The sequence below is a fragment of the Pseudoalteromonas sp. SG45-5 genome (genome assembly GCF_014164085.1).
Taxonomy (GTDB): domain Bacteria; phylum Pseudomonadota; class Gammaproteobacteria; order Enterobacterales; family Alteromonadaceae; genus Pseudoalteromonas; species Pseudoalteromonas aliena.
In genome coordinates this window covers 18,648-43,937 of the sequence record NZ_JACJEM010000044.1, presented here as the reverse complement: position 1 = coordinate 43,937, position 25,290 = coordinate 18,648, and the positions used below count along the sequence as shown (strand labels likewise).

Sequence of the window (25,290 nt, the reverse complement as noted above, 5' to 3'; positions counted from 1 at the left end):
GACACCCACCCTAATTTTTGCAGTTTGGCGAACTAAGTACTAGGCTTTGTTCAGTGCAAAAAACAAGCAGGGTGTCTTATGGCAATCGCAAGAAAGCGTCAAGTAAGTTTGGTTGATACAAAGTATTATCACTGTATATCACGTTGTGTTCGGCGTGCTTTTTTGCAATAAACTAGACACCCATCCTATTTTTTGCAGTTTAGTAAACTAAGTACTAAGCTTTTATTAGTGTGAAAAACAAGCAGGGTGTCTTATGGCAATCGCAAGAAAGCGCCAAGTAAGTTTAGTTGATACAAAGTACTACCATTGCATATCACGTTGTGTACGCCGTGCATTTTTATGTGGGGAAGACCACTTTACAGGTCAATCCTACGAACATCGTAGAGGCTGGGTTGAAGACAAACTGCTTGAGTTAGCCAAGGTATTTTGTATTGACGTCTGTGCTTATGCTGTCATGAGCAATCATACGCACTTAGTGTTGTATGTTGATGATAAAAAAGCGAATAGGCTAAATGATAAAGCGATTGTTATTCGCTGGCACAAGCTGTGTAAAGGCACTGTACTTACGCAAAAATACATACAGGGTGAAATGCTAAGTAAAGCTGAATTTATCTTTTTTAATCAAACAGTAAAACAATACCGCGAGCGCCTATCAAGTATTAGCTGGTTTATGCGGTTGTTAAATGAAAACATTGCTCGCAGAGCAAATAAAGAAGATAACTGCACTGGCCGTTTTTGGGAGGGACGATTTACGTCTCAAGCATTATTAGATGAAGCAGCCCTTGCGGCCTGCATGGCGTATGTCGATTTAAACCCCATTAGAGCCAAAATGGCTAACACCCCAGAAGAGTCAGACCATACCAGCATCAAACAGCGTTTAACGTATGCAAAGGATGGCAAGCAACCAAAACAGCTACTGCGCTTTGCAGGCATGCCACGTCAAATTATGCCAAAAGGGCTGCCGTTTGAGCTTAAATCGTACCTTGAACTTGTTGAGCTAACAGGGCGCTGTATACGAGAAGACAAACGTGGTTATATTGAAAGTACACACTTACCCTTACTCGAAAGAGTTAATATCTCCCCAGAAAACTGGTTAAAACTCACCACACAATTTACGCGTGTATTTCATGGTGCAGTCGGCAGGCCAGCCTCACAAGAAGGTTATTGTGTAAACTTAAAGCGAAGGCGGCGAGCGAATATCAGTAACTGCGAAAAGCTACTGACATAAAACTTAAACTACTCAGTAAAACTATTCAGTAATAAATCACAACTGCATTATGCAGTCATTTTCATGCGTGTAATTTAGGTTTAACAGTGATAATTGCTTATTTAATGCGTAACGCGCGGGTAAAGATATAAAAAGAGGTGAACTCTTAGCCCAAAAAAGTAAATTTAGTGGCGCGCTAGATTAGTTTACAATTGGAGTGGCTGTCTAATTTAATGGGTAAGCTAGAGGTTTTCAGTGAAAACAAGGCGAATTTACGCGTCAAGAGCTGGCCTATTGCAAGTAAATTCAACGCAGTTAGCGCTGAGAATAGCTGCTCGAGATAGATTTATTATCCAGAGTTCAGGTTAGTTAAGTTGATTATCTCTTAACTGGGGTAGTTGAATCTATTAAACCACACCATAGTTTGTTTATTATTTCTAATTCATCGTAATATGTTCCTTTTTTATTGCTTTTTTTTTAAACAAGCATTAAGTTTTAGAATCAATCTAATAAGGAATTAATTGATGAATATAAAAAAATTGCTAACTGCAGCAGTTGTTCTAACTGCATGTGTAAGTTTTAACACTAAAGCCTATTATGAGCATTATATAGAATCTTGGCAGGCGACAGGGACACTGTCAGTAGCTGGTTATACTAAATCTTTAACTCATGATGAGTTTGTAAAAGTTACGAATAGATCAAAAAGTATCCGAGGTATCGAAGATACATTAAAAGCTTATGTTAAGGGAGAAGTCAAAAGAGCCATAGCAGGTAAAGCATCGTTACAAAACTATGATCTTAAATTCAATGGCCCATTCAAAGTTTTATTACAAGGTCAGCCTGATGGACGCATAAAAGTGAAACTTGGTGGTTTTTCATTTTCTACAAATGCAAAAATTAAAAAAAGCTTTTATGTAAAAGGGAATATCAAAATTTGGAGCAACACCTTAAATATCACAGGTTATTATAATCCATACACAGGCACTATTGGCAACGCAACAGTAGACCCTAACTTTAAAGTGTCTAGTGATATAGATATTGATTCAATACTGGATCTTATTCCTCTATTTAATTCTATAGTTACCAATAAAATTGAAGATAAACTTAAACATATGGTAAATAATACGGCTATAGAACTTTTAAATGAAAAAGTGATAAATTACCAAGAAGTTATTTTTGGTTTAGACAAAGCAATTCCCTCAGGCAAATATATATTTAATGGTAGGGATTATGCACAAGTGATTAAAGACAAATTTATTACTTTAACAAATGGCGAGTTTATAAGTATAGATTTAGATAGAACTAAAAAAGTTCTATTTGGTTCGCGTACACCTTACTATATTGGTTCAATGAATTTAAATATTTCGAATTCAGTGAAATTAACAATTATCGACACCCCTGTAATCTCAGAACGTTGTGATTATAGTAATCCTAACTCATGTAGTATCTAAAATTATTTAAATGGTGCGTCAACATCACTTTGGCGCACGTTTGATACCAATTTTTTTTAATGCCTTAAAAATTTAGCGCATGAGTATCGACAGTGTATCCATTCATTTTATCATCCAGCACTCGGTAAACCATCATAAATAGCGCGATCTTTATACTACTTGTAAAGCGCTTTAATTTTGTCGTCAAATCGTCGGTGAGTATTTGTACGTCTTTTATGTGCTTTTTATTAACGAGAGGGTAACGCTAATTGTGTTGATTGAAAAAGTCGAGCAGTGGTTTTTTTCGTGTACAATTGGAGAGGCTGTATAGCTTAATTTATCGCAATAGAGAAAAAGTCCAGTTATCCATCAAGCAGGAAATACCTGTACCTTTATTTTCATGCGATGCATATAGCTATTAATTTTTGTGGTAGGGCGATTAGAGTGTGATAAGGCTCTAATCACCGAAAATAAATTATGGTCTTATGTCGAACTCATTACGAGAAGGAAATTCAAATTGAGCAGCGTATTTTAAGGCTGGTCGCTTTCCTTGCACTAAGCTATTGTAGCCTGAAGAATCGATTTCAAGGTCTCTATAAACAGCCATATGGAGGTGTGCGTCTATAGTACCTGAATTACCTATTTGGCCTATATGCTGACCAGTAGCAACACTAGTCTCATCAGTATAATAACTAAGATGAGCATATCGTGCTGCAACCTTATACTGTGAGTTATAAATCACAATGTTGTAGCCATATCCACTAGAATATCCAGCAAAAATAACTTTACCGCTAAAACCTGCAAATAGGTGTTCCCCTTTGTCTGAGTTACCGCCCCCTCTATTAATATCACGAGCATGTATATCACCATCTGTATGAAGTGGACTCTCGGGGGTAACTTTCCAGCGGGAGTTTTCGGTGTATGAGTAATTATGGCGCTCTTGAGCATGCGTTACGGGGCAGAGTTTGAGTACAGTGCGAGTACTATATAAATAAGGTTTACAGTCAATTGGATAGTATCTGACAATAGCTTCATTGCTTACAGGGGTGTCAGAACTGTATTTAAAAAGTACTTTGAATTGTTCATTCTGGTTGGTTTTGGCTAAATTAACAGAACATTCCTCTTGAGAACCATTATATTGAGTGATTGATGGTGCATTCCAAGGTGCACATCGATTCGCCAAGTTGGAAGATGAGTTAAGCGGTACTGGGTTATCTCCATAATTTACATACATGTCAATATCTACATCGCGATCATGAGAGAGTGACAGCCGCATAAGCTCAGAGCCAGATAGTGTGAATTTATGTTCGGTTGTATTGTTATCAAATTGCAATCGGTGTTTCCCTTCGCTTAGAACTGCTGTGTATTCGTTGGCGTAGCTGCTATTAGTAATCATAATGATGGCTGCCAAGGCGCTGCTGGTTAGTAATCTCATTTTATATCCTTTAGTAATATGAATTTTGTTCGATCACTAACTTACTCATTTAAAAAGTTATTTGAATAAAAAAAATGTGTCGGATACAATTTGAATACAAAAAGGATACGTTTTGGTAACTTTTATGAGTGGTTATAAAAATAATTTAAAAGAAAAAGTTGATTTAGTCTTAGTACAAAGAAAAATAAGTCAGAAAGAATTAATTTTTGAATGTAGCTGCAGTCGCTCACATTTTAATAAAGTAGTTAATGGTGAAAGAAAAGCAGGTACAGCTTTACAAAAGCGAATGGTTAAGGCTCTTTGTTTAACAGACAATGAAACAACGTTTTTTTTTAATTATGATGATCCTGTTTTATGTGAAACTGATCGGGAGGAGTCGAACACTTACCTTAATATTGCTTTTAAAAATATCCAAGATAGGCTTGAGCGGCCCAAAAGAAAAAATGCAGTGCTTAGTATAGCTGTTATTTTTTCGTTACTTTTTGTTGCGCTGTTATATAAGGGGACTTTTAATAGTGAGGTGCACCAACCAGCTAAGACCAACAATATGTTAAAAAATGATTGGTCGACGTTTGTAAAAGATATCAGTATTCCTGATGGCACAACATTAAAAGTAAATAGCCACCATGTTAAAACATGGCGCTTAAAAAATTCTGGAAAACATGTTTGGCGAGGCCGCCATTTAAAACGTTTGACCCCGCATTCAAATTTACTTTGTTCATCTGCGAGTATGGTGCCAATAGGGGAAACTTCACCAGGTGACGTTGTAGATATTAGTATTAAATTTAAAACTCCTCATATCCCCGGATCTTGCCGTTTAGATTTTAAAATGACGGATAAATTAGGTCAGCTATATTTCCCTAATTTGCATAGTGTTTACTTACTAGTGAATGTAGCCATGTGAAATATTTTAAGGAGCTAAGTTTTAAAGTGAATAAAATCAAACTGAATATTCATTTTAATTGAAAAATACCCGCCCGCTTAATAGGCAGTCCATTCAATATAGATAACAAGGGAAGTCTAAGTATGATTGAAACGTTAAAGGTAAAATTACTCGATGGTATGCACGCTTATAATGAATGGGAATGTGCTTTATAAATCCCTATTGATTATAACTATGTGCCTTTAGCTAATATTAATAGCGCCAATTACCTTGGCGTGACTAACATTAGCTTTGCCTCTTTACCGTCGGTTAATATCGCGATATTACCCTCAGCGGTAACAAACACATCTCTTAATCGACCTGCGGCCTCAGGAAATACGTGAGACTGCGTAAATTCACCATTGGCTAGGTTAACGCTGTAGAGCTTTTTATCGACCAAAGTAGTGATCAGTACATGCTTTTGTAATGAAGGAAAAGCTGCGTGTTTAGATCCGTAATATGCCATGCCGGAAGGGGCTATTGATGGCGTCCAATTAACACTTGGCTTTTGCATGCCTTTATATTCGGTAAATGGTGAAATACGCGCTTGTGAGTAATCTTTGCCGTAGGTGATTACCGGCCAGCCATAATTAGTGCCAGCGGATAAGTAATTTAGCTCGTCACCGCCTGCGGGGCCGTGCTCGTGGCTAACAATTTGCTGCGTATCGCAATCATAAACTAGGCCTTGCGGGTTACGGTGGCCAAGTGAGTAAACAGCATGGGCGTTTGGGTTTTCGTGATTAATAAATGGGTTATCTGTTGGAGTGCTGCCATTTAAGTTTATGCGTAATATTTTACCAAGGTGGCTGGTAATAACTTGTGCTTGCTCTCTAAAATCAAACCCATCACCATTTGAAAATAGCAAGGTATTGTCGGGTAGGACTAGGGCACGGCCAGCATAGTGTTGCGGTGTGTTTTTATCAGTCGCTACTTTATAAATAACATTAGGCTTTGAAAAGTTAGCTCCATCAAACGTGGCTTTAGCAATAACAAGTCGGTTTGCGCTTGCATCACCTTGGGCATAGGTGAAAATAATTTTTTTAGAGTCGTTATAATCTGGTGATAAGACAATATCGAGTAAACCCCCTTGGCCCGCAACATATAGTCTTTCTAGGTTTAATTTTACTCTTGATTGCTCATTGTTTTTTATAATAACAACGTGGCCATCACGCTCTGTAATTAACCATGTGCCGTTTGGTAGTTCAACCATGCTCCACGGAGACTGTAATTGCGTAGCCAGTGTTTTTGTACGGTATTGCTCTTTTGGTAATGCGGCTTGTGCATTAGCGTTAAACGCACAAAGCGATAACAGCGTAAACCATATTAGATAAGGGATACGTTGTTTACGGCGCAAGCCTTTGCTACTGTAGGAAAAAAGTTTCATTTTAAGTTGAGATAACCATGTCATTTTTAACACGTATACTCCCTTCATTTTTAGTTTCTTGGTTACTTACATTCACACTTGCTAGCTTGTTTCATAGTCAATACGTTGTCAATCAATTAGTTAATGTGGGTGTTGTGGTAGGCTTTAGTGATCGCGTTAATTTAACGCTTGATGATTGGTTAGGCTTATTACCCACCTATGGCGCTATTATTGCTATTGCACTTACTATCGCTTTTTTCGCCGCAGGGTTGCTGTATAAAAAAGTTAAAAAACAACAAACTCAGCTATTTGTTATTGCGGGTGTTATCGCTTTTGCTGTTGTTTTAGTTGCCATTGAGTCAATTATGAATATTCATATTATAGCTGGCGCGCGAGGTTGGGGATTTTATGCGCAACTGCTTACGGGGGCGGTAGGCGGTTATGTTTACTCACAGCTAATAAAGGAAACAGTTAGTAAAACTGGCCTTAACAAGTGTTAGTTTAGAGGAAATAAGTAAGACTTTTATTACGACTTTGCATTGCCTAAATGTTAATTACTCTTTGTAGCGCCGTATAAAAACTCTTCGCCGCAGTCCATATACAAATCGTATTTGGCCATGACTTTGGTGAACATGGGGGTGTGTAAAAACTCGTTTAACCATGCGCGTACATGCGTGTATTCACTTTGTAAGTACCAGTGTTTATCTACGCGGGCAAACTGTCTAATAAATGGCAGCAGGGCATAATCGGCTAGACTTTTTTCATCGCCCATTAAGTATTTATGCGTGGTTAGTTTTTCTTCAAATTGCTTAATAAACTCTTCGCAGGCTTTTTGGTAATAAATTTGTGCCATGTCTTTTGTGCGAGCATAAAATTTGTACTTTTCGAGCACTGGTTTAAATTGCGTGTCGTTTAACTTAATTAACTCAAGCATGCGCTCAAGTGCTAATGGGTCTTGAGTATGCAGCAAATTATGCGGATCGTTTTGTTTGAGCGCCCAGAGCATAATATCGAGGCTTTCATCTATAACTTGATTATTCGGCAGTAATAAAACAGGCACCGTGCCTTTTGGCGATATTTGCAATAGATGCGGCGGTTTATTTTTCGTTTTTATAGCGCGTAGTAGCACGTGTTGCTCTGCCATTAAAATCCCCATTCGTGCACGCATTGCGTATGGGCAGTGTTGTAATGAATATAATAATGGCAATGTCATGTTAGTTACCTTAGCTGTTTAGGCCTTCAACATATTGCTGGCGGGTTTGCACTTTAACCAAGCTATTTAAGTGTTCAGCAGCGTGTGTTTGCCCGCTAATTAAATCCTGAAAATGCGCAAGTAACACGGCTTTATCGAGTTTTTCTTTGTCGCCTGAGCCAATGTCGGTTAAATCAATCATAAACTCGTCAAACTTGTCAGCGTAATCAGTCACAATATCCATATTTAAAAATTGCTCGTGGTTATAAATGCTCGGGTAGCCGCCTTTTTGTTTATCAATGGCAAAGCTAATGCCTTTTACATTGGTAACGGTGGTTTCTTTTTTACAGCTCAACATACAGCTTGCGTCAATGCGTGGTTTTTTACAGCCAACGGTTTGCTGGAAAAAACACTGTCGGCTAGTCATCATTAGTATTGGATGATAAATGCTGTACATCATTTTAAAGTTGTTAGGGCGTTTAATATTACGCATTTGTGGTTTGTTTATTTCGTTTGAAATAAACGCGCCTTTTGCGTTTAAATCTTCTTGTAGTGTTAGTAATGCATAAGAGTTTGTGGTGTTTAACAACGGGCCTGCAATCCAGTCAAGACCCATTTGTACTGCTTTAAATGCAACGCCTGTGTTGTTACTAATAATAAGCTTAGGTTTTACAACCTCAAGCAAACGCACTGCTTCTTCAAAATCTTTACCAATTAACACCGCCGGAAACCACGGAATTAACTGTGGGTGCTCTAAAAATACATTAATGTATTTATCGTTATCGGTTCTAAAGCTCTCAGGTAATTTAAAGTAAACGTCGCCATCTGTTAAATCACAAAGGTGAACGTCTTTTATGTCCGATATTAAAATAGACAGTGTTGTTTTGTTCTCGGCTTTTTCGTGGTTTACTAGTTTTGGCAGTTCAACAGGGGCGAGTACGTCTTTGCCTTCATTTAATAAAAACGCGACTTGCTTTTTAATACGGGCAAGCTCTTTAAACGGAATGCTTAAGTTGTCGCCTAAGTTTGAGTAATCCATATTTTTAATGTCAAAATTGGCATTACTAAAGGTTTTAAAGCGTTTATCAATAGCGGCAATATCAACAACCGATTTATCGGCTGTTTGCATAGGCATTTGCGATTGAACTTCAAAGCGTAGAGGCTCTTTTTCGTTTTTATTCGAAAGCGTAATATCGTTTTTATCTTCAATAATTATGTTTACAGTGAATGGCTGATTTAATTGCCCTGAAAATTCTAATATAAGCTCGCGCTTTGAAATATCTAAAAATTCAATTTTCTTTTTAACTAACGAATCAATTTCACTTTTTTGAGTAGAAAGCTCTTGCTGTGCATCGTAAATTTGCACGACCGAAATTGCGTTGTTTTTTTCGTTTGCGTGATCAAAGCTATGGTCGCGCGGGTTATCGGTAAACATGTTTTTGGTCATGTCACCGGTTAAAAACTTATTGGTAAAGTTACGGTTAAACACTTTATATAAGCTCGAGTCGTCTTCAATTAAGTTACCTGTTTGTACAAAGGTATCTATTTGTTTGCGCCAGCTATCAATCACCGTATGTACGTAGTTAGCACCTTTAATGCGACCTTCTACTTTTAACGAGTCAACACCTGCGGCTACCAGCTCCGGCAAATCAAAATAAGCTGAGTTGTCTTTTAAGTTTAATGGGTGTTTGTTACCCATCGCCGTTGGTTCGTATTCATCACGACACGCTTGCGAGCAGCGACCACGGTTACCCGAGTTACCTACACTTACTGAGCTTGAATAACATTGCCCTGAAAACGCAATACATAATGCGCCGTGCACAAACACTTCGGTTAATACGTCGCATTTATGCGCTACGTCGGTCAGTATTTTAATTTCAGTTAAGTTAAGCTCGCGCGATAAATTTACACGTGTAGCGCCAATGCGGGCTAAAAATTCAACCTGTGATTCGTTATGGGTAGTTAACTGAGTCGATGCGTGAATATGCAAAGTAGGAAAGTGCTTTTTAACTATATTGAACAACCCTAAATCTTGCACAATAATGCCATCAAGGGTTGTATTTACTAGCTGATTTAATAGCTTAAATAGCGCACCCATTTCGTGCTCTAATATCACTACATTTAGCGTTAAAAATATTTCGCAGCCATATTCATGGGCTAAGCGAAGTGCGCCGTTAAGCTCATCAAACGAAAGATTAGACGCTCGGTTACGTGCATTAAAAGTATCTAATCCACAATAAACCGCATTAGCACCGGCTACAATGGCGGCTTTTACCGCGTTTACATCACCGCCTGGGGCTAATAGTTCAATCTTTCTACTCATTACAATGTCACTTCGCTCATATTTAATTGCCGCGAATTTTATATGGTTAGTAGCATGAATGCTATTTATTGAGGGATATAATGATTTTAAAATGTAGAATAAAGCTTTTAAACAGGCAGCTTTAAATTTTGCTATAGTAAAGTATGCTTATAGGTACGCATTCAGCTAGCACTTAACTCAATTGCTCACGTAATCAACAATAGTATTTATATAAATGTATGATAAGGTTTATGTTTACTTATTGACCTCAGATAACACATGAAAAAATCGCTACTTTTTTTATTAATTATTATTATCTCTTCAGTGGTGAGTATTCAGTTATTTATTATTCCGCAATTTGAAAACAAGGTAAGGCATCCCACTGAGAGATGGGCGTTGGAGTTTTTAACGTCGGGCTCTACCGATTTACTTGCCGAGCAACTTCAAGGTATACCTAAAAACGACAGATTAGCTTATTTAAATAATATACAGGCTAATTTTGGCTTTGCGCTTTCTTTACAAGCATATAATCAACGTGATTTTTCGAGCGAGCAAAACACCTTACTTACAGAAAATAAAATTTTAGGCGACCCATTTGCTGATTTAGTTTACCGAAAAATTGATGACAATCAGCTTTTAGTGATTGTTAAGCCAAACTCTGTGCCCAAGCATTTAGTAAATGAAGCACAGCGTTGGATGATGGGCACTTTTTATTTACTTAATAATACGTTGATACAGTATCCTGAAAAAGAGTGGTCGCAGATTATTGATTCGCTAAGCCATGAATTTGCATATCCTGTGATAATGAAAACCTTGAGCGAATTAAATTACACATCGCAGCAAATGGCTGAATTAGAACAGGGCGTGATGGTTTCTATATCATCAAACGATTCTGATTTTATAGGGTATCCCGCCGATATAGTGATGCAACGTATTGGCAATAGCGATCAGGTTATTGTGCTAGGCCCATTTAGCCCTGAGCTAAAAAGTAAAGTTGTGTATATGTTGAGTGTGTTTTATTTTATATTCGGCTTTTTTTTACTGATCCCTATTATTATTTGGTTAATTCCTGGGTGGCGTTCTATGCGCTCCCTTAACAAGGTTGCGGCGCTGCTTGGACAAGGTAAATTTGAAACGCGAGCTAAGCTTATTCGTTTTAGTCATTTAAATAACTTATCTAAAACATTTAATATAATGGCCGAAAAAATACAGCGTTTAATTTCTTCACATAAAAATTTGGTTAATGCGGTGTCGCATGAGTTACGCACACCTATTGCGCGTATCGAATTTAACTTAGAATTACTTCGTGGCAGTACAAAAAACGACTATCAGGTAGGGCAGTTAGATCGTATTGAAATGTCGCTAAATGAATTGAATTTACTTGTGTCTGAAATGCTTACCCACGCTCGCTTTGATAGAGAAGCCCCCACATTAGCATTAGAAACCGTTGAGCTTAATCAATGGATAAAACAAGAGCTAATTGTTTGGCAAGAAGCAAACCAAAAAAAAACAATTACGTTACTTGAGAATGTTGAGTGTGAAGCACTGCTTGATAAATTTTATATGAGCCGAGCTTTAAGTAATTTGATTCGAAATGCGATTGCTTATGGGCAAGACGTTATTCGGGTAAGCTATAAAAAAGTAGGGGAAGGTTGGTTAATATATGTAGAGGATGACGGCGCTGGCGTTGCTAACTCAGCTCGAAGAAAGGTATTTGAGGCATTTTACAGAGAAGATGAAAGTCGTAATTTACAAACAGGCGGAACCGGTTTAGGCCTTGCTATTGTGAAGCAAATATTAGATTGGCATGGCGGTAAGGCGAGTGTTGATGAGTCTTCTTTGGGTGGCGCACGTTTTATTTTGCACTGGCCTACTAACATGTAAGTCACGGATAGGTTTGCAATTAGTTAAAATGATTAGACACATAACTCTGCTTAGTAAGAGATCAATCTTATAATCGTTAAATAGACCCCATACATAAGCCGATAGGTATGACATGGAATACGTTATGAAACCAAAAATTTTAGTTGTAGAAGACGATTTGCCGTTGGCAGAGTCTATTGATGAGTATTTAACGCTTGAAGGGTATGAAGTTAAAATAGCGGCTAATGGGGAGGATGCGGTTACAACTATTTTACAGTGGCAACCTGCATTAGTTATTTTGGATGTTATGTTGCCCAAAAAAGATGGCTTAACGGTGTGTCGTGAGGTTAGGTCTTTGTACAATGGTTATATTGTGATGTTTACCGCACGAGAAGAGGAAATTGATCAAATTGTTGGGCTCGAAATTGGCGCAGATGACTACTTACTCAAACCGGTAAAACCTCGTTTATTACTTGCTAAAATTAAAGCGTTTTTAAGGCGTGAGCAACCTATGCAAGCTGCTGGGATAAACACGCAAGCTAAAGGCTTTATAAGCTTTGGAGAACTCGTTATTGCATCCCACAATAGAACGGTTACGTTAGGTGGTTTGCCAGTGCAACTTACCGATGGTGAATACGACCTTTTAATATTGCTGGCTAAAAATGCTGGCACGGTTTTGTCTCGTAATAGTATTGTTGAACAGTTAAAAGGTTATCATTATGACGGTATTGAACGCGGTATAGATAATCATATTAGTCAGTTACGCAAAAAGTTGGGCGATGATGCGCGTAATTCTTTAAAAATTAAAACGGTACGCTCAAAAGGGTATTTGTTTGTTGTAAGTGCATGGTAGATTAGTTATTGAATACTATTGGGTTTATATTCTCGAAAAATAGTATTTAATAACTTGCTATACGATACTAGGGCGTGTTGACCTTTCGTGATTGAATTTTGCAGCTGACTGTTTGGTATTTAGGCAAGGCAGAGCCTATGTAGTGTGGTTATTCCTCATAAATGGGCGATAACGCAGCATAAATGCCAAACATGCGCTGCCCTTTGGGTTCTTTATAGGGACAATCAACTCTTTGTTGCTCGGTTTTGACTTATTCTTACAAGGATGTAAGCCATTAGAGTAACGCAGGAGCAGTTACCGAGCCCACTAGGTTACAAACCTCGCGCCGCGATTCAATCGCCCCTAGATTGAACAAATTTCAATCCACAAAGGTCAACACGCCCTAGAGTGCTTGATCTGCAAGGGCTACTTTTTTTAATAGCGCTGCAAATTGAATTTTTTCGTCATCGGTTAATACTTCAAGCATATTGTCCATGTTTTGTACGTGTTTTTCTAATGTTGCATCAATAATTGTTATGCCTAGTTCTGTTAAGGCTACTTTGCAACTGCGGCGATCTTTATCGCTAGAAACCCTCTCAATAAACCCTCGTTGTACAAGTGTCTCTATACGGGTACTCATAGCACCAGAAGATAACATTAATGTTTTGTATAGCTGTGTAGGTGTTAAGGGAACTTGATTACGACGTAGAGTCGCTAAAATATCAAATTCAACACTGCTTATTTTGTGATGTTTAAAAACGGTATTTAACTGTTTTTCCCAGCTTTTATCTACTCGGCGCAAACGTCCAACAATTGCCATTGCTGAGCAATCTAGATTTGGTTTGGTGTTTTTCCACTGCTGTAAAATATGGTCGACTGGATCTTGCATAACTCACCTTCGCTATTATATCTTTTCAAAAAGATACTTGATTAAAAAATAAAAAACCATTACTTTATAAAAAGTATCTTTCTCAAAAGGTATTTTCAGGTTGGATCATTCTTATTTTTGAAGGCGTTTATTATGAAACGAATACGGTTTATTACTACTTTGGGAATAACAGCCATCGCCCCTATTGTTTGGGGGAGCACTTATGTTGTTACTAGTGAACTACTCCCTGCAGATAGTCCATTAATTGCGTCAACGTTGAGGGCATTACCAGCGGGTATGCTATTAGTGCTAATTACCCGTACTTTACCTTCGGGTGACTGGTGGTGGCGGTTAATAGTATTGGGATTTCTTAATATTAGCTTTTTCTTTTATTGCTTATTTTTTGCTGCGAGCAACCTTCCTGGTGGAATGGCAGCTTTGGTTATGTCTATTCAGCCTATTTTAGTCATGGGATTGAGTTACTTTTTATTAAAAAACCAATTAAGCGTGCAGCAGGTTTTAGCAAGTTTAATTGCTATTGGCGGAATTGCATTATTAATACTTGATAATCAAGCAGAGCTAAACAGCTATGGCTTGATTATGGGCGTATTAGGTACTGTTAGCATGGCCACAGGCATTGTAATGACCAAACACTGGGGGCGACCAGCGCAAATGAAACTATTAAGTTTCACCGGATGGCAGTTATTTTTTGGTGGTTTAATGTTGCTACCTGTTGCTTGGTGGTTTGAAGGAGTGCCTGAGCAATTAAGTATTAATAACGTATTAGGGTATGTTTATTTAAGCGTTGTAGGGGCGATGTTTGCTTATTCTCTTTGGTTTAATGGAATAGATAAATTGCCTACTATTACGATTTCTTTTTTAGGATTTTTAAGTAGCGTGTCTGCTGTTTTTTTAGGTTATGTATTTTTAGAGCAGTCACTAACATTTATGCAGTGTTTTGGCGCATTGGGTATTCTTATTTCGATTATGTTGGCAACGCCAAAAGCGAAAAATAAAATTTAAAACACACATTAAATATCAAATTAAATAAGGGAATACGATGAAATTAACAATCATTGCGGGGAGCCAACGGGCTCAATCACAAAGTTTAAATGTTGGAAATTATTTGAGTGGAAAAGCGCAAGCTCATTTTGATAAAGTTCAAGTTTATGATTTACATGAGCTTAACTTGCCATTTTGGAATGAAGGTGTATGGAGTGGAACCGATGAATGGCTCCCTTGGAAAAAATTAGCAAAGCAGTTGGCTGACTCTGATGCTTTTATTTTTATTACCCCAGAGTGGCATGGTATGGCAACACCAGCGTTAAAGAACTTCTTACTACTAACAACAGCACAAGAAATGGCGCACAAGCCAGCACTTCTTGTAAGTGTATCGGCAAGTGTTAATGGGGTCTATCCAATAAGCGAATTAAGGATGACCGCAAGTAAAAATAACCATGTGTGTTTATTACCGGATCATCTTATTTTTCGTGATATAGAAAGTACATTTGATGAACACTTGATGTGTAAACATGATCATATGGAGCAACGCACGGTGTATACCATGGAGCTATTAGCTTGTTATGCAAATGCTCTTAAACCAATTCATAAAGCGATGCACGAAAAAGGACAACCTTTTGTATATGGGATGTAGAGGCCAAAAAACTCATAATGTGCATGACCACAGTATGAGTTTAGGGCATGTTTGTTATTGTGTTATTTTACGCAAACGATGGCTAAGATTATTCCTTAGCCATTACTCGTTTACCGTTACTATCAACAACAAGCAAATAAGAGGCGCCAAAATTACCTGTGCATAAATCAATAAATTTATCGGCCACTTTTAAACCATTAGCGCAGCTGCTAACGCTTAAGTAGTCGGTTACTTTACCTTTTTCTGTGGTTATTGTTTTAGTGTTATCGATTAAAACAGTGTAATTACCGTTAGTAAATAAACGTACATTAAACACGTCTGCATTATTGTTTTGCTTTTTATTAACCACCGAAATAGTTTGCTCGCCCGATGCTTCCCAAGCAATAACCCATAGGTTATCGTTGTTGCTTAAGGTTTTGGTTATACGCTCTTCTTGGTTTGCGGTAATGCTGTTTTTAACACCTAAATTGATCATATTGTTAATTGCTTTGTAGCTGTAGCGATAAGTTGTGGCTACAGCGTTACTTGCTACATCACTTGAAATAATAGTATCGTTATCAAATAGGCCGCTATAACCTGTGCTAATGTTCCTTTTTTTCAGGTGAAGATCGGCCATATAATCTAGTGAATTTACAAAAGTTACTCTTGCCTCATGAGTTAATTTATCATCTAGCTCATCTGAACTTTCACCACAGCCACTTAAAATAGTTGCAAAACCAAACAACAATGAAATACGTAGTCCTTTATTACTGGTGTTCATAACAATCTCCATAATTTTTAGTTTTATTACATTTAGTAACCGATTTAGAAATGATGTATTTAAGTCGTAAATTTATAGCTCAAAGGCTAACATATCAGTACGCATGTAATTCTCAGCGCTTGTCGGGTATTGTCATGAATTGTAAGAAGCTGTTAACATTTTTATGTATTTACTCATTGCGCAGTGAGTGACTTCTTATTTTTATTAATTTTTATACAGGCTAATTTTATCAGTAATTTTCCCCCATTATGTACGCAAGAAAGTGCAAACTCTATTCGTGCCATTGAGTCAGAAATCATGAATACTCAACTCAAAATAGCCACATTTAATCTGTTTAACTATCTTGAGCCGCCCAATGCATACTATGAATTTGAGAAAATTTATACTACGCAGCAGTGGGCCAAAAAGCAGCGCTGGATAATTGATTATCTAACGCAATATCAGCCTGATGTAATTGGCTTTCAGGAAGTGTTTAGCATTGACTCGTTAAAAGAGTTAGTAGGCGAGCAAGGTTATAATTACTTTGCAGTAGTTGATACGCCAGAGGTGATTGACGACTTTATTTATAAGCGCCCCGTGGTAGCAATTGCCTCTAAATATACCATAGTTGAGATAGCAGCGGTTGAACACGATAGTGAGCTTGCAAGTACGCTTGGCCTTAATCGTGAGTTTACTTTTAGTCGCAAGGTACTAAGAGCTACCGTTACTTTGCCGCACATAGGCAATACCGATTGTTATGTGGTGCATTTTAAATCTAAGCGGCCAATGATTAATGTTGATGAGCACAATAAAGAGCTTACGCCTGAAAAGAACATAATCGAAATTTTAAAGGCCAATCTAGCGGGTGGGTGGGGCTCAACTATTCAGCGTGGCAGTGAAGCCACATTGCTAATGATACAAATGATTGCTCGCCGCGAAGCTACGCAGCAACCCATGCTATTAATGGGGGACTTTAATAATGAACTTGCGGATGGCGTGTTAAGCCATTTGCTCACTAATACATTACGCTTTGCTCCTGCTTTTGACGCTAAAATCTACCTTGCTAAATATTGTTTAAATGATTCATGGGATCTGTTTGTTAAGTCGCAGCTAGGTATTGATGAGGTTTCTAGCGATGAAGCAATAACAAACGATGTACTAATCGATTGTGATAGCAATAGCAACGAGATTGTTGATTCAACGGATAAAAGCCAAGTAAAAAATATAAATATAACAAAGCCAGCACCGTTAAGGCCGCCTACACATTACTATGGTGCTAGCAGCTCTGTGCTGGATTACATTTTATTGTCATGTGAGTTTGATGCCAGTTACGATGATAGCTTTTTTGAAGTAAGTGACTACAGCACGTATGACAGACACTTAATAAACCCCGAGTATGAGCGTGATGATTTAACTACCGACCACGGTGTGGTGTTGATCACACTAAAATTAAGGTCGTAAAGGCTATTTTTATTATGAAAAAATTAACCACAATTACATTCTTGATATTTTTTATGTTTAATTCTTTTGCAGCTGAATTTCCTACCAGTGCACGGTCTGAAAAAGCCATATCAATGGTTGAACCCACATTAAAAGTGCAACTTTCTGATAAAGGGCTTAGGTACGGGGCTCCTATATTTATTCGAATATTTAAAGATCCTGGCATTCTTGAAGTCTGGGTGGAGTCAGATGATGACACATTTATACACTTCAAAAACTATGAAATTTGTACTTTTTCAGGTGATTTTGGCCCTAAATTAAAAGAAGGCGATAACCAAAGCCCAGAAGGGTTTTATTATGTTAATGCTAGCCGGCTCAACCCTTGGAGCAGCTATCACTTATCGTTTAATTTGGGCTTTCCAAATAAGTATGACCGGGCACACAACCGAACTGGCAGTGCACTGATGGTACATGGCAACTGTGTTTCCATTGGCTGTTATGCAATGACTGATGAGTATATAAATGAAATCTACGCATTAGCTGCTGCAGCGCTAAAATCGGGGCAGCCTTTTTTTAGGGTTCATTCATTTCCGTTTAAGCTTGATGATGAGATTTTATCAAAGTATAGAGCAAATCAATGGTATTCTTTTTGGCTTAACCTTAAAGAAGGTTATGATTATTTTAACACTCACAAGCAGCCGCCAAATGTTGAGGTTTCTAGCAGGAAATATACGTTCGAAAATAGATAATCGCTAAAGTTAATGCTGATCGTGTACTCGCATTACTATTTTGAACCGCCTAAAATTGGCACATGTTTTAACTGTAAAAATTCAACAATGCCCATCCTTTATTATCCAGTGGATATTTATTGATCTACATCACTTTTATATGCGGTGATAGTGATAGATTATAAGTCGTGACCTCGACATTTAAAATTCATTAAAATCATCTACTATCGTGAAGCAACAAAGTCGAGTCACCTCTAAATTACAATTAACTCATACAGTGATACTTAACCTGAGCTCTGGATAATAAATCTATCTCAAGCTGCTATTTTCAGCGCTAACTACGTTGAATTTACTTGCAATAGGCCAGCTATTGACGCGCAAGTTCGCCTTGTTTTCACTGAAAATCTCTGGCTAGAGAAAAATAAATTTAAATATCATTATGATTCAATATATTACTAAATATCTTAACCAGAGTTCAGGTTAGTTAACACTAAAGATAGTGCAGTATCAGCTTAATCTTATGGAATAGGGCAATACTGGCTACATTTACCTACTTTTATATACATGGAGTTTTACCGCATGACAGTTAAATCGACACTCAAATCTCTCAGTACAATCGCTGTTATGATCATATTGGGTGGGGGTGGTTGGTATGCTTGGCAAACTCAGCAATCTGCACTGCTATCTGAACAATTGCCAGAGAGCGTAGCCTATGGAAACGGCCGCATTGAAGCGACCGAATATGATATTGCAACAAAATTGCCGGGTCGCTTGATTGAGGTATTAGCACAAGAAGGTGACATGGTTGAAGCCGGTCAAACTTTGGCCGTTATTGACACTGATGATTTAAATGCGCAATTACGTGAAGCTAATGCGGGGTTACGTGTTGCTACTGAGTCGCGTAAGTACGCTTTGGCAATTGTAGAGCAGCACAAAAGCGAACTTAACTTTGCAGAAACTGAATTACATCGCTCAGTGACACTGCTAAAACAAGGTCATATCTCAAAAGAAGTGGTTGATCAACAGCGAACAAGCGCTGCAACAGCGCAAGCGGCTTTAAAAGCGGCGAATGTAAAAGTGGTGCAGTCGAGCGCCGAAATTGAAGCAGCGCAAGCGCGTATTGAGCGGTTACAAAGTAATATTGCCGATAGCACCCTTAAAGCGCCTATTAGTGGCCGAATATTATATAGATTAGCAGAGCCAGGAGAAGTTCTTGGCAGCGGTGGCAAGGTTTTTTCTTTGCTTGATTTAACCGATGTATACATGAGTATTTATTTGCCAACAGCGCAAGCAGGCAGAGTAACAATAGGCTCGGAGGCACGCATTGTAATAGATGCTATTGCACAATATACGCTGCCCGCTAAGGTTACTTTTGTATCAGCGCAAGCACAGTTCACACCTAAATCGGTAGAAACACGTAACGAACGTGACAAACTGATGTTTAGAGTAAAAGTGAAACTTGATGCAAAATTATTAAACGACCATATCAAACAAGTTAAAACAGGGGTGCCCGGCCTTGCTTATGTTTTATTAGCACCGGAAAAAAATTGGCCTATGCAATTACAGGTGAGAGTACCTGAATAATGGCTAATGCTAAAACCAAAAAATCGTTGAGTGTGGTAAAGCTGACACAGGTTACGCATCGCTATGGCGATAACTTAGCACTGGATAACATTAATATTGAATTACCAGCAGGTAATGTGGTGGGCTTTATCGGCCCCGATGGGGTGGGTAAATCGAGCTTACTTGCACTTATTGCGGGCGCTCGCGCGATTCAAGAAGGTAAAGTGGAGGTGCTGGACGGTGATATGCGTGATAATGGCTTTCGAACTTCGGTTTCACCACGTATAGCCTACATGCCACAGGGTTTAGGTAAAAACTTATACCCAACACTCTCTGTTTTTGAAAATATTGATTTTTTCGGTCGCCTTTTTGGTCAAGATAAAAAAGAGCGTCAGCATCGAATTAAAAACTTACTAAAAAGCACCGGACTCACCGAATTTGCCGATCGCCCTGCAGAAAAACTCTCAGGCGGAATGAAACAAAAACTCGGTTTATGCTGTGCGTTAATTCATGATCCAGAACTATTGATTTTGGATGAGCCAACAACGGGAGTTGATCCGCTTTCTCGCCGTCAATTTTGGCAATTAATTAACCGTATTCGCGCTCAGCACAGCGGTATGAGTGTACTTGTTGCGACCGCTTACATGGAAGAGGCTGATGATTTTGATTGGCTGATAGCCATGGACGATGGAAAAGTTATAGGCACGGGTAGTCCAGAGGCTATAAAGATACAAACGGGGCAAAAATCCCTTGATGAAGCGTTTATATCATTATTACCTGCAGAAAAACGTCATGATCATCATGTACTTGTTGTTCCTCCTCATCAGAAAAATCTAGAAACAGCTGAAGCTGCTATCCAAGCAACAGGCCTTACTAAAACTTATGGCGATTTTACGGCGGTTAATAATGTAAATTTACGTATCGAACGAGGTGAAATTTTTGGCTTTCTGGGGTCAAATGGCTGTGGTAAAACCACAACCATGAAAATGCTAACAGGCCTGCAACCGGCAAGCAGTGGCGAAGCGAAGTTATTTGGTCAAGTTGTTGATGCTAAAAATATAGAAACCCGCAAGCGCGTTGGTTTTATGTCACAAGCATTTTCACTTTATAATGAGCTGAGTGTTGAACAAAATATGGTGTTGCATGCCCGCTTATTTCATTTGCCAGCAGATCAAATAGCGCCGCGCGTTAATGAATTAATTATACGCTTTAACCTTAAAAAATATCGTGATGATTTTCCTGCCGATTTACCTTTAGGAATTCGCCAGCGTTTATCGCTTGCGGTTGCGGTAGTGCACAATCCTGAAATGCTAATACTTGATGAACCTACCTCGGGCGTAGACCCCATTGCGCGTGATGATTTTTGGGAACTACTTATAGAGTTATCGCGGGAGCAGGGCGTAACTATTTTTATTTCGACCCACTTTATGGACGAAGCTGCACGCTGCGATAGAATTTCGTTGATGCATGCAGGAAAAATACTTGCCAGTGATACACCCGCTGCACTTTGTAAAGCGCGCAGTGCAGATACGCTCGAAGGTGCCTTTATTGCTTATTTAGAAGAGGCAGTGCTTGAGTCTCAAGCGAGTTCTGCTTTGCCAACAACGATGGCTGAAGAGCCAGAGCTGTTACCTGAAAGTGAACCTAACACTGCGCCAATTGTTAAACAAAAAGCGAATACCGCTTTTAGCTTTTTACGCTTATTTGGCTATGCCCATCGTGAAACTTTGGAGTTATGGCGCGATCCTATTCGTTTAACCTTTGCATTGTTAGGCTCAATTATTTTAATGTTTATTTTAGGGTATGGGATCACCTTTGATGTTGAAGATTTGAGCTTTGCGGTGATGGATCAAGATCAAACCCCAGAGAGTCGCGATTACATTCGAAACATTACCGGATCGCGCTACTTTATACAAAAAACCGATATTAAAAGCCCTTCACAGATGGATAAGCGGATGCGCAGTGGTGAGCTAAGTGTGGCGATTGAAATACCGCCCAATTTTGGTCAGCAATTAAAGCGTGGGCGTAAACCCGAAATTGTAGTGTGGATTGATGGCTCTATGCCGTTTAGGGCTGAAACTATTAATGGTTATATGAGTGGCACTTACTACAGCTATTTAACTGATCTATCACTGCGCACGTATGGAGTTGTGCCTAATTTGCTTGCGGCTAATATTGAATCACGCTATCGCTACAATCAAGATTTTAAAAGTATTGAGGCGATGGTGCCTGCTGTTATCCCGCTTTTGTTAGTGTTTATACCTGCAATATTAATGGCGCTGGGTGTGGTGCGTGAAAAAGAGTTAGGTTCAATCACTAATTTATATGTTACTCCGGTTACGCGGCTTGAGTTTATTATTGGCAAACAACTGCCTTATATTTTAGTTAGTATGGTGAGTTTTTTTGGTTTAATTGCCCTTGCTGTGACTGTGTTTGGTGTTGCGTTAAAAGGCAGTTTTTGGGCGCTCAGTGTGGCTGCATTATTATATGTAACAGCAACGACGGGCGTAGGGTTATTAATTTCGGCTTTCACTAAAACGCAAATATCGGCGTTAGCCGCATCCACAGTGGTTGTATTGATGATTGCGGTTAACTTTTGTGGGTTGATTGACCCCGTTTCATCGTTAGAAGGTTTGGCCGCAATAATAGGCAAACTGTTCCCAACCACGTATTTTTTAGAAGCATGTCGTGGTGTATTTAATAAAGCACTTAATTTTTCCGATTTATCAGCGCAACTTTTGCCTTTACTTGCTTTTATACCCGTACTGACGTTAGCCAGTGTATTTTTACTTCCAAAGCAGGATAAATAGTCATGCAACGCCATAGTAATATTCTTCATTTAGGCATCAAAGAGCTGCGTAGCTTATGGCGCGATAAAGTGCTGCTGTTGTTTGTATTTTTTGCTTTTACGGGATTAATTTATGTGGTGTCTTCTGCAACGTCAATAGAGTTAAATAATGCGCCTATTGCCGTTGTTGATGACGACCAATCGCAATTATCTAAACGTATTATTAATGCCTTTTACGGGCCTTACTTTAAAACGCCTGATGTGATTGCATTAAGTGAAGTTGACCCTTCGCTTGATAGCGGCAGCTATACCTTTGTATTAAATATCCCGCCGCACTTTGAGCGCGATGTACTCGATGGTAAACAGCCTACACTGCAAGTAAATATAGACGCCACCCGTATGTCGCAAGCGTTTATTGGCGATAATTATATTAAAACAATTATCAGTGCTGAAATTAATGAATTTGTGCAAGGCTATCGCTCGGTATACACGCTACCTATTAAACAATCGGCGCACATAATGTTTAATCCCAATATGACCAGTGTATGGTTTGGCAGTGTGATGGAGTTAATGAATGTGATCACCATGATTTCGATTATTTTAACGGGTGCTGCGGTGATCCGCGAGCGTGAGCACGGTACGCTTGAGCATTTATTAGTGATGCCATTAACGCCTTTTGAAATTGTCATAGCTAAAATTTGGGCCAATGGTTTAGTTATTTTATTACTAACCACTTTTTCACTCTTTATTGTAATTGAAGGCTTTTTACAAGTGCCTATTCATGGCTCAGCAGCGTTGTTTTTATTGGGCGCCGCCATTCACTTATTTGCGACCACGTCATTGGGCATATTATTGGGAACGCAGGCGCGTACCATGCCGCAATTAGGCTTATTGATGATCCTGATTTTACTGCCATTACAAATGTTATCGGGCGGTGTTACGCCCCGTGAAAGCATGCCCGATATAGTACAAAACATTATGCTACTTGCACCGACGACTCATTTTGTAAAATTTGCTCAAGCCATTTTATACAGAGGAGCGGGGTGGGATGTAGTTTGGCCTTACTTTTTAGCTTTACTTGCAATTGGCAGTGTATTTTTTATATTTGCATTAACACGTTTTCGTAACTCAGTAGCGCAAGGTTAGTGATTATACCAATTTTATTAAAACATAATCATTTTAGCGTATTAAATAACTCACTAACTGCGTTGAATTTACTTGCAATAGACCCGCTATTGACGCGTAAATTCGCCTTGTTTCCACTGAAAATCTCTGGCTAGAGAAAATAAATTTAAATATCACCATGATTCAATGCATTAGTAAATCTCTTAACCAGAGTTCAGGTTAATTTAATGCAGTTTGGTATTAATACCAAACTGCATAAATCTTTGATCAATTTAACGAATTAAATTGCACTATAACGTCGTTAAAATTTTTTATTTAGAACAACTAGATACAAAAATTTTTGCCTAGTTCTAGCGTGATTTTCTTAACGTTAAATAGGCCCCATATATAAGCCGATTGGTATAAATGAATGTGTAAGGCATAAAAAAGCCACTAATTTATACAATTAGTGGCCTTTTTAGTTAGCGCTGAAAATAGCGGCTTAAGATAAATTTAATATCCAGAATTCAGGTTAGTTCTGTCTAGGGTTAATTACTAAAGGTGACAATGTGATGGTTGCATTGCTACTTGCCCCTTTATATTCTTGATAGTCTTTGTTCTCAAAAAGAGTATAAAAAACGTCAACATAGTCATCATTATTGGTAAACCACTCGTCTGGCATTGCTTTTAGTAGCTCATTTGTCAGTTTAGGGATGATGGCAAAACCCTGTGCTTGCAAGTCAGGAATGTTGGACATAACTTGCTCTGTGATTTCTAATAATTTTGATGCTAGCGTTTTATAATTAGTGTTGTCATCTTGCTCCATTAAAAGCATATCGACTGCTTGCCAACGGTAACGTTGCCAATGAATTACAACTTGATTAGGGTTGTATGTCGTTTCGTCATGATCAAGATAAGGTAAATCCACTATATCTAATATCGGCTTATCTCTAGATGGATCAATACCTGTAACAATGGCATACACCTCAGCTTTGCCTGAGATCCATGGTTCTTTATCATCGGCTAAATGTATTTTTTTCAATACACTGGTTTGCATTGGCTTTTCGTTATTTAATTGGTTTATTTGCCCAAATGCGCCATCATTTAACTTCTCAGGAGATAGAATGCTGCGCATAACAGCAATACCTGCACTTTGTACTTTTTGCTGATCTAATTCCACCACAAATACAGGCTGGTTTGGTAGTTCATCAACAGCGAGATAATGAATCTGACCAAATTGGTCAAACGCTTCAATTTCAGTCCACAGTTTATCGTCACCTTGTGGTGCAAACGCGAATAAAGGACTTTGGCCTTGTTGCCAATCAGCGAGCATAGTATCGCTTGCTAAACGAACTTGTAATAAACTGCCCGTGTTCTGTGGTAAGCCTTTTAGTTGCTGTAAGGCACTGTTTGCTTCACCAATATTTTGCTGCTTTTGCATCCCCAAAGACGAAAGCTGGTCGGCATTTAGCGCAAGGTTATATTGGTTCAGCGTTTGTTTAAGATCCGAATTTAGTAAGTTGTAGTTAAGTGCTACATCTTTGGCAAAATTACGCTTAATTGTTGTTACGTCTTTGTATTTTGCTAACTTAGACAAGTCTTCAACTTCATTTATATTAAGTTGCGCTGAAAAAGCGGGCGCTGATACAAGGTTTAATAAAGCCAAAGCGGCTAAGTATTTTGCTATTTTATTCGTCATATGTATTCTACCGTTCAGTTATCATTAACTATATAAAACACCGATTAGAATAAATACTCAAGTAAATATTTTAAAATACGTAATTAGTATTGGTATTGGTTTTTTATCCTTGACTAGTCAGAAAGGATTAATAAAAAGTACTCTAAACATGCAGCTAGCAC

20 protein-coding genes are annotated in these 25,290 nt (G+C 38.4%); 13 read left to right on the top strand and 7 right to left on the bottom strand.

Going from position 1 to position 25,290, the window contains the following annotated elements; genetic code table 11:
- Window positions 1-253 precede the first annotated feature (253 nt).
- Both H5119_RS14490 and H5119_RS14485 read left to right on the top strand, forming a co-directional pair.
- A complete protein-coding gene (locus tag H5119_RS14490; protein ID WP_182702761.1) occupies window positions 254-1,228 on the top strand; it encodes a transposase in 975 nt (324 codons plus the stop codon).
- Between the two features lie 503 nt (window positions 1,229-1,731).
- Window positions 1,732-2,658, top strand: a complete 927-nt coding sequence (locus tag H5119_RS14485) for a hypothetical protein (RefSeq protein WP_182702760.1) — start codon at window positions 1,732-1,734, stop codon at window positions 2,656-2,658.
- A 454-nt stretch (window positions 2,659-3,112) separates the two neighbouring features.
- On the opposite strand, the gene H5119_RS14480 is transcribed toward H5119_RS14485, so the two are convergent.
- Complete coding sequence (locus H5119_RS14480; RefSeq protein WP_182702759.1) at window positions 3,113-4,072, bottom strand: M23 family metallopeptidase; 960 nt, start codon at window positions 4,070-4,072, stop codon at window positions 3,113-3,115.
- A 124-nt stretch (window positions 4,073-4,196) separates the two neighbouring features.
- On the opposite strand from H5119_RS14480, the gene H5119_RS14475 reads away from it, so the two are divergent.
- Window positions 4,197-4,976 (top strand): NBR1-Ig-like domain-containing protein, encoded by a 780-nt coding sequence (locus H5119_RS14475; protein WP_182702758.1) that lies wholly within the window; start codon window positions 4,197-4,199, stop codon window positions 4,974-4,976.
- Window positions 4,977-5,220: 244 nt separating this feature from the next.
- Here the strand turns inward: H5119_RS14475 and H5119_RS14470 are convergent, their stop codons facing one another.
- On the bottom strand, window positions 5,221-6,411 hold the full coding sequence (locus H5119_RS14470; RefSeq protein ID WP_182702757.1) for a PQQ-dependent sugar dehydrogenase: 1,191 nt from the start codon (window positions 6,409-6,411) through the stop codon (window positions 5,221-5,223).
- Between H5119_RS14470 and H5119_RS14465 the strand changes: the two genes are divergently transcribed.
- Entirely contained in the window at window positions 6,396-6,857 is a 462-nt protein-coding gene (locus H5119_RS14465) for a hypothetical protein (protein WP_182702756.1), read from the top strand. The two genes, H5119_RS14470 and H5119_RS14465, sit on opposite strands and share 16 nt — an antisense overlap.
- A 50-nt stretch (window positions 6,858-6,907) precedes the next feature.
- On the opposite strand, the gene H5119_RS14460 is transcribed toward H5119_RS14465, so the two are convergent.
- Both H5119_RS14460 and H5119_RS14455 read right to left on the bottom strand, forming a co-directional pair.
- The gene (locus tag H5119_RS14460) at window positions 6,908-7,570 is read right to left on the bottom strand and encodes a glutathione S-transferase (RefSeq protein WP_182702755.1); all 663 of its coding nucleotides are present in this window, start codon (window positions 7,568-7,570) and stop codon (window positions 6,908-6,910) included.
- Between the two features lie 10 nt (window positions 7,571-7,580).
- Window positions 7,581-9,872, bottom strand: coding sequence for a peptidase U32 family protein (locus H5119_RS14455; protein ID WP_182702754.1), 2,292 nt, complete (start codon window positions 9,870-9,872; stop codon window positions 7,581-7,583).
- A 258-nt stretch (window positions 9,873-10,130) separates the two neighbouring features.
- On the opposite strand from H5119_RS14455, the gene H5119_RS14450 reads away from it, so the two are divergent.
- A complete protein-coding gene (locus H5119_RS14450) occupies window positions 10,131-11,735 on the top strand; it encodes an ATP-binding protein (protein ID WP_182702753.1) in 1,605 nt (534 codons plus the stop codon).
- A gap of 124 nt (window positions 11,736-11,859) precedes the next feature.
- Complete coding sequence (locus H5119_RS14445) at window positions 11,860-12,567, top strand: response regulator transcription factor (protein WP_252371774.1); 708 nt, start codon at window positions 11,860-11,862, stop codon at window positions 12,565-12,567.
- Between the two features lie 382 nt (window positions 12,568-12,949).
- Here the strand turns inward: H5119_RS14445 and H5119_RS14440 are convergent, their stop codons facing one another.
- Window positions 12,950-13,435 carry a MarR family winged helix-turn-helix transcriptional regulator gene (locus H5119_RS14440; RefSeq protein ID WP_182702752.1) on the bottom strand — a complete coding sequence of 162 codons (486 nt, stop codon included), beginning with the start codon at window positions 13,433-13,435 and terminating at the stop codon, window positions 12,950-12,952.
- A 132-nt stretch (window positions 13,436-13,567) separates the two neighbouring features.
- Between H5119_RS14440 and H5119_RS14435 the strand changes: the two genes are divergently transcribed.
- On the top strand, window positions 13,568-14,437 hold the full coding sequence (locus tag H5119_RS14435) for an EamA family transporter (RefSeq protein ID WP_138585499.1): 870 nt from the start codon (window positions 13,568-13,570) through the stop codon (window positions 14,435-14,437).
- A gap of 37 nt (window positions 14,438-14,474) precedes the next feature.
- A complete protein-coding gene (locus H5119_RS14430) occupies window positions 14,475-15,068 on the top strand; it encodes an NADPH-dependent FMN reductase (protein WP_138585500.1) in 594 nt (197 codons plus the stop codon).
- An 88-nt stretch (window positions 15,069-15,156) separates the two neighbouring features.
- On the opposite strand, the gene H5119_RS14425 is transcribed toward H5119_RS14430, so the two are convergent.
- Entirely contained in the window at window positions 15,157-15,828 is a 672-nt protein-coding gene (locus H5119_RS14425) for a hypothetical protein (protein ID WP_182702751.1), read from the bottom strand.
- 297 nt (window positions 15,829-16,125) lie between these two features.
- On the opposite strand from H5119_RS14425, the gene H5119_RS14420 reads away from it, so the two are divergent.
- The 5 genes from H5119_RS14420 to H5119_RS14400 all read left to right on the top strand — a co-directional run bounded on the left by H5119_RS14420 (window position 16,126) and on the right by H5119_RS14400 (window position 23,472).
- The gene (locus tag H5119_RS14420; RefSeq protein ID WP_182702750.1) at window positions 16,126-17,268 is read left to right on the top strand and encodes an endonuclease/exonuclease/phosphatase family protein; all 1,143 of its coding nucleotides are present in this window, start codon (window positions 16,126-16,128) and stop codon (window positions 17,266-17,268) included.
- 14 nt (window positions 17,269-17,282) lie between these two features.
- A complete protein-coding gene (locus H5119_RS14415; protein WP_182702749.1) occupies window positions 17,283-17,996 on the top strand; it encodes a murein L,D-transpeptidase family protein in 714 nt (237 codons plus the stop codon).
- Between the two features lie 558 nt (window positions 17,997-18,554).
- Entirely contained in the window at window positions 18,555-19,559 is a 1,005-nt protein-coding gene (locus tag H5119_RS14410) for an HlyD family secretion protein (protein WP_077539009.1), read from the top strand.
- The gene (gene rbbA / locus H5119_RS14405) at window positions 19,559-22,348 is read left to right on the top strand and encodes a ribosome-associated ATPase/putative transporter RbbA (RefSeq protein ID WP_182702748.1); all 2,790 of its coding nucleotides are present in this window, start codon (window positions 19,559-19,561) and stop codon (window positions 22,346-22,348) included. Before H5119_RS14410 ends, rbbA begins: the two co-directional genes overlap by 1 nt.
- A gap of 2 nt (window positions 22,349-22,350) precedes the next feature.
- Window positions 22,351-23,472, top strand: coding sequence for an ABC transporter permease (locus H5119_RS14400; protein ID WP_182702747.1), 1,122 nt, complete (start codon window positions 22,351-22,353; stop codon window positions 23,470-23,472).
- A gap of 490 nt (window positions 23,473-23,962) precedes the next feature.
- Here the strand turns inward: H5119_RS14400 and H5119_RS14395 are convergent, their stop codons facing one another.
- A complete protein-coding gene (locus H5119_RS14395) occupies window positions 23,963-25,129 on the bottom strand; it encodes a DUF3103 family protein (protein WP_182702746.1) in 1,167 nt (388 codons plus the stop codon).
- Between the last annotated feature and the right edge of the window lie 161 nt (window positions 25,130-25,290).

Bases quoted from the DNA above. Each gene is read 5' to 3' on its own strand.
- H5119_RS14490 (WP_182702761.1), top strand. From the start codon at position 254: ATGGCAATCGCAAGAAAGCGCCAAGTAAGTTTAGTTGATACAAAGTAC.
- H5119_RS14485 (WP_182702760.1), top strand. From the start codon at position 1,732: ATGAATATAAAAAAATTGCTAACTGCAGCAGTTGTTCTAACTGCATGT.
- H5119_RS14480 (WP_182702759.1), bottom strand. From the start codon at position 4,072: ATGAGATTACTAACCAGCAGCGCCTTGGCAGCCATCATTATGATTACT.
- H5119_RS14475 (WP_182702758.1), top strand. From the start codon at position 4,197: ATGAGTGGTTATAAAAATAATTTAAAAGAAAAAGTTGATTTAGTCTTA.
- H5119_RS14465 (WP_182702756.1), top strand. From the start codon at position 6,396: ATGTCATTTTTAACACGTATACTCCCTTCATTTTTAGTTTCTTGGTTA.
- H5119_RS14460 (WP_182702755.1), bottom strand. From the start codon at position 7,570: ATGACATTGCCATTATTATATTCATTACAACACTGCCCATACGCAATG.
- H5119_RS14455 (WP_182702754.1), bottom strand. From the start codon at position 9,872: ATGAGTAGAAAGATTGAACTATTAGCCCCAGGCGGTGATGTAAACGCG.
- H5119_RS14450 (WP_182702753.1), top strand. From the start codon at position 10,131: ATGAAAAAATCGCTACTTTTTTTATTAATTATTATTATCTCTTCAGTG.
- H5119_RS14445 (WP_252371774.1), top strand. From the start codon at position 11,860: ATGAAACCAAAAATTTTAGTTGTAGAAGACGATTTGCCGTTGGCAGAG.
- H5119_RS14440 (WP_182702752.1), bottom strand. From the start codon at position 13,435: ATGCAAGATCCAGTCGACCATATTTTACAGCAGTGGAAAAACACCAAA.
- H5119_RS14435 (WP_138585499.1), top strand. From the start codon at position 13,568: ATGAAACGAATACGGTTTATTACTACTTTGGGAATAACAGCCATCGCC.
- H5119_RS14430 (WP_138585500.1), top strand. From the start codon at position 14,475: ATGAAATTAACAATCATTGCGGGGAGCCAACGGGCTCAATCACAAAGT.
- H5119_RS14425 (WP_182702751.1), bottom strand. From the start codon at position 15,828: ATGAACACCAGTAATAAAGGACTACGTATTTCATTGTTGTTTGGTTTT.
- H5119_RS14420 (WP_182702750.1), top strand. From the start codon at position 16,126: ATGAATACTCAACTCAAAATAGCCACATTTAATCTGTTTAACTATCTT.
- H5119_RS14415 (WP_182702749.1), top strand. From the start codon at position 17,283: ATGAAAAAATTAACCACAATTACATTCTTGATATTTTTTATGTTTAAT.
- H5119_RS14410 (WP_077539009.1), top strand. From the start codon at position 18,555: ATGACAGTTAAATCGACACTCAAATCTCTCAGTACAATCGCTGTTATG.
- rbbA (WP_182702748.1), top strand. From the start codon at position 19,559: ATGGCTAATGCTAAAACCAAAAAATCGTTGAGTGTGGTAAAGCTGACA.
- H5119_RS14400 (WP_182702747.1), top strand. From the start codon at position 22,351: ATGCAACGCCATAGTAATATTCTTCATTTAGGCATCAAAGAGCTGCGT.
- H5119_RS14395 (WP_182702746.1), bottom strand. From the start codon at position 25,129: ATGACGAATAAAATAGCAAAATACTTAGCCGCTTTGGCTTTATTAAAC.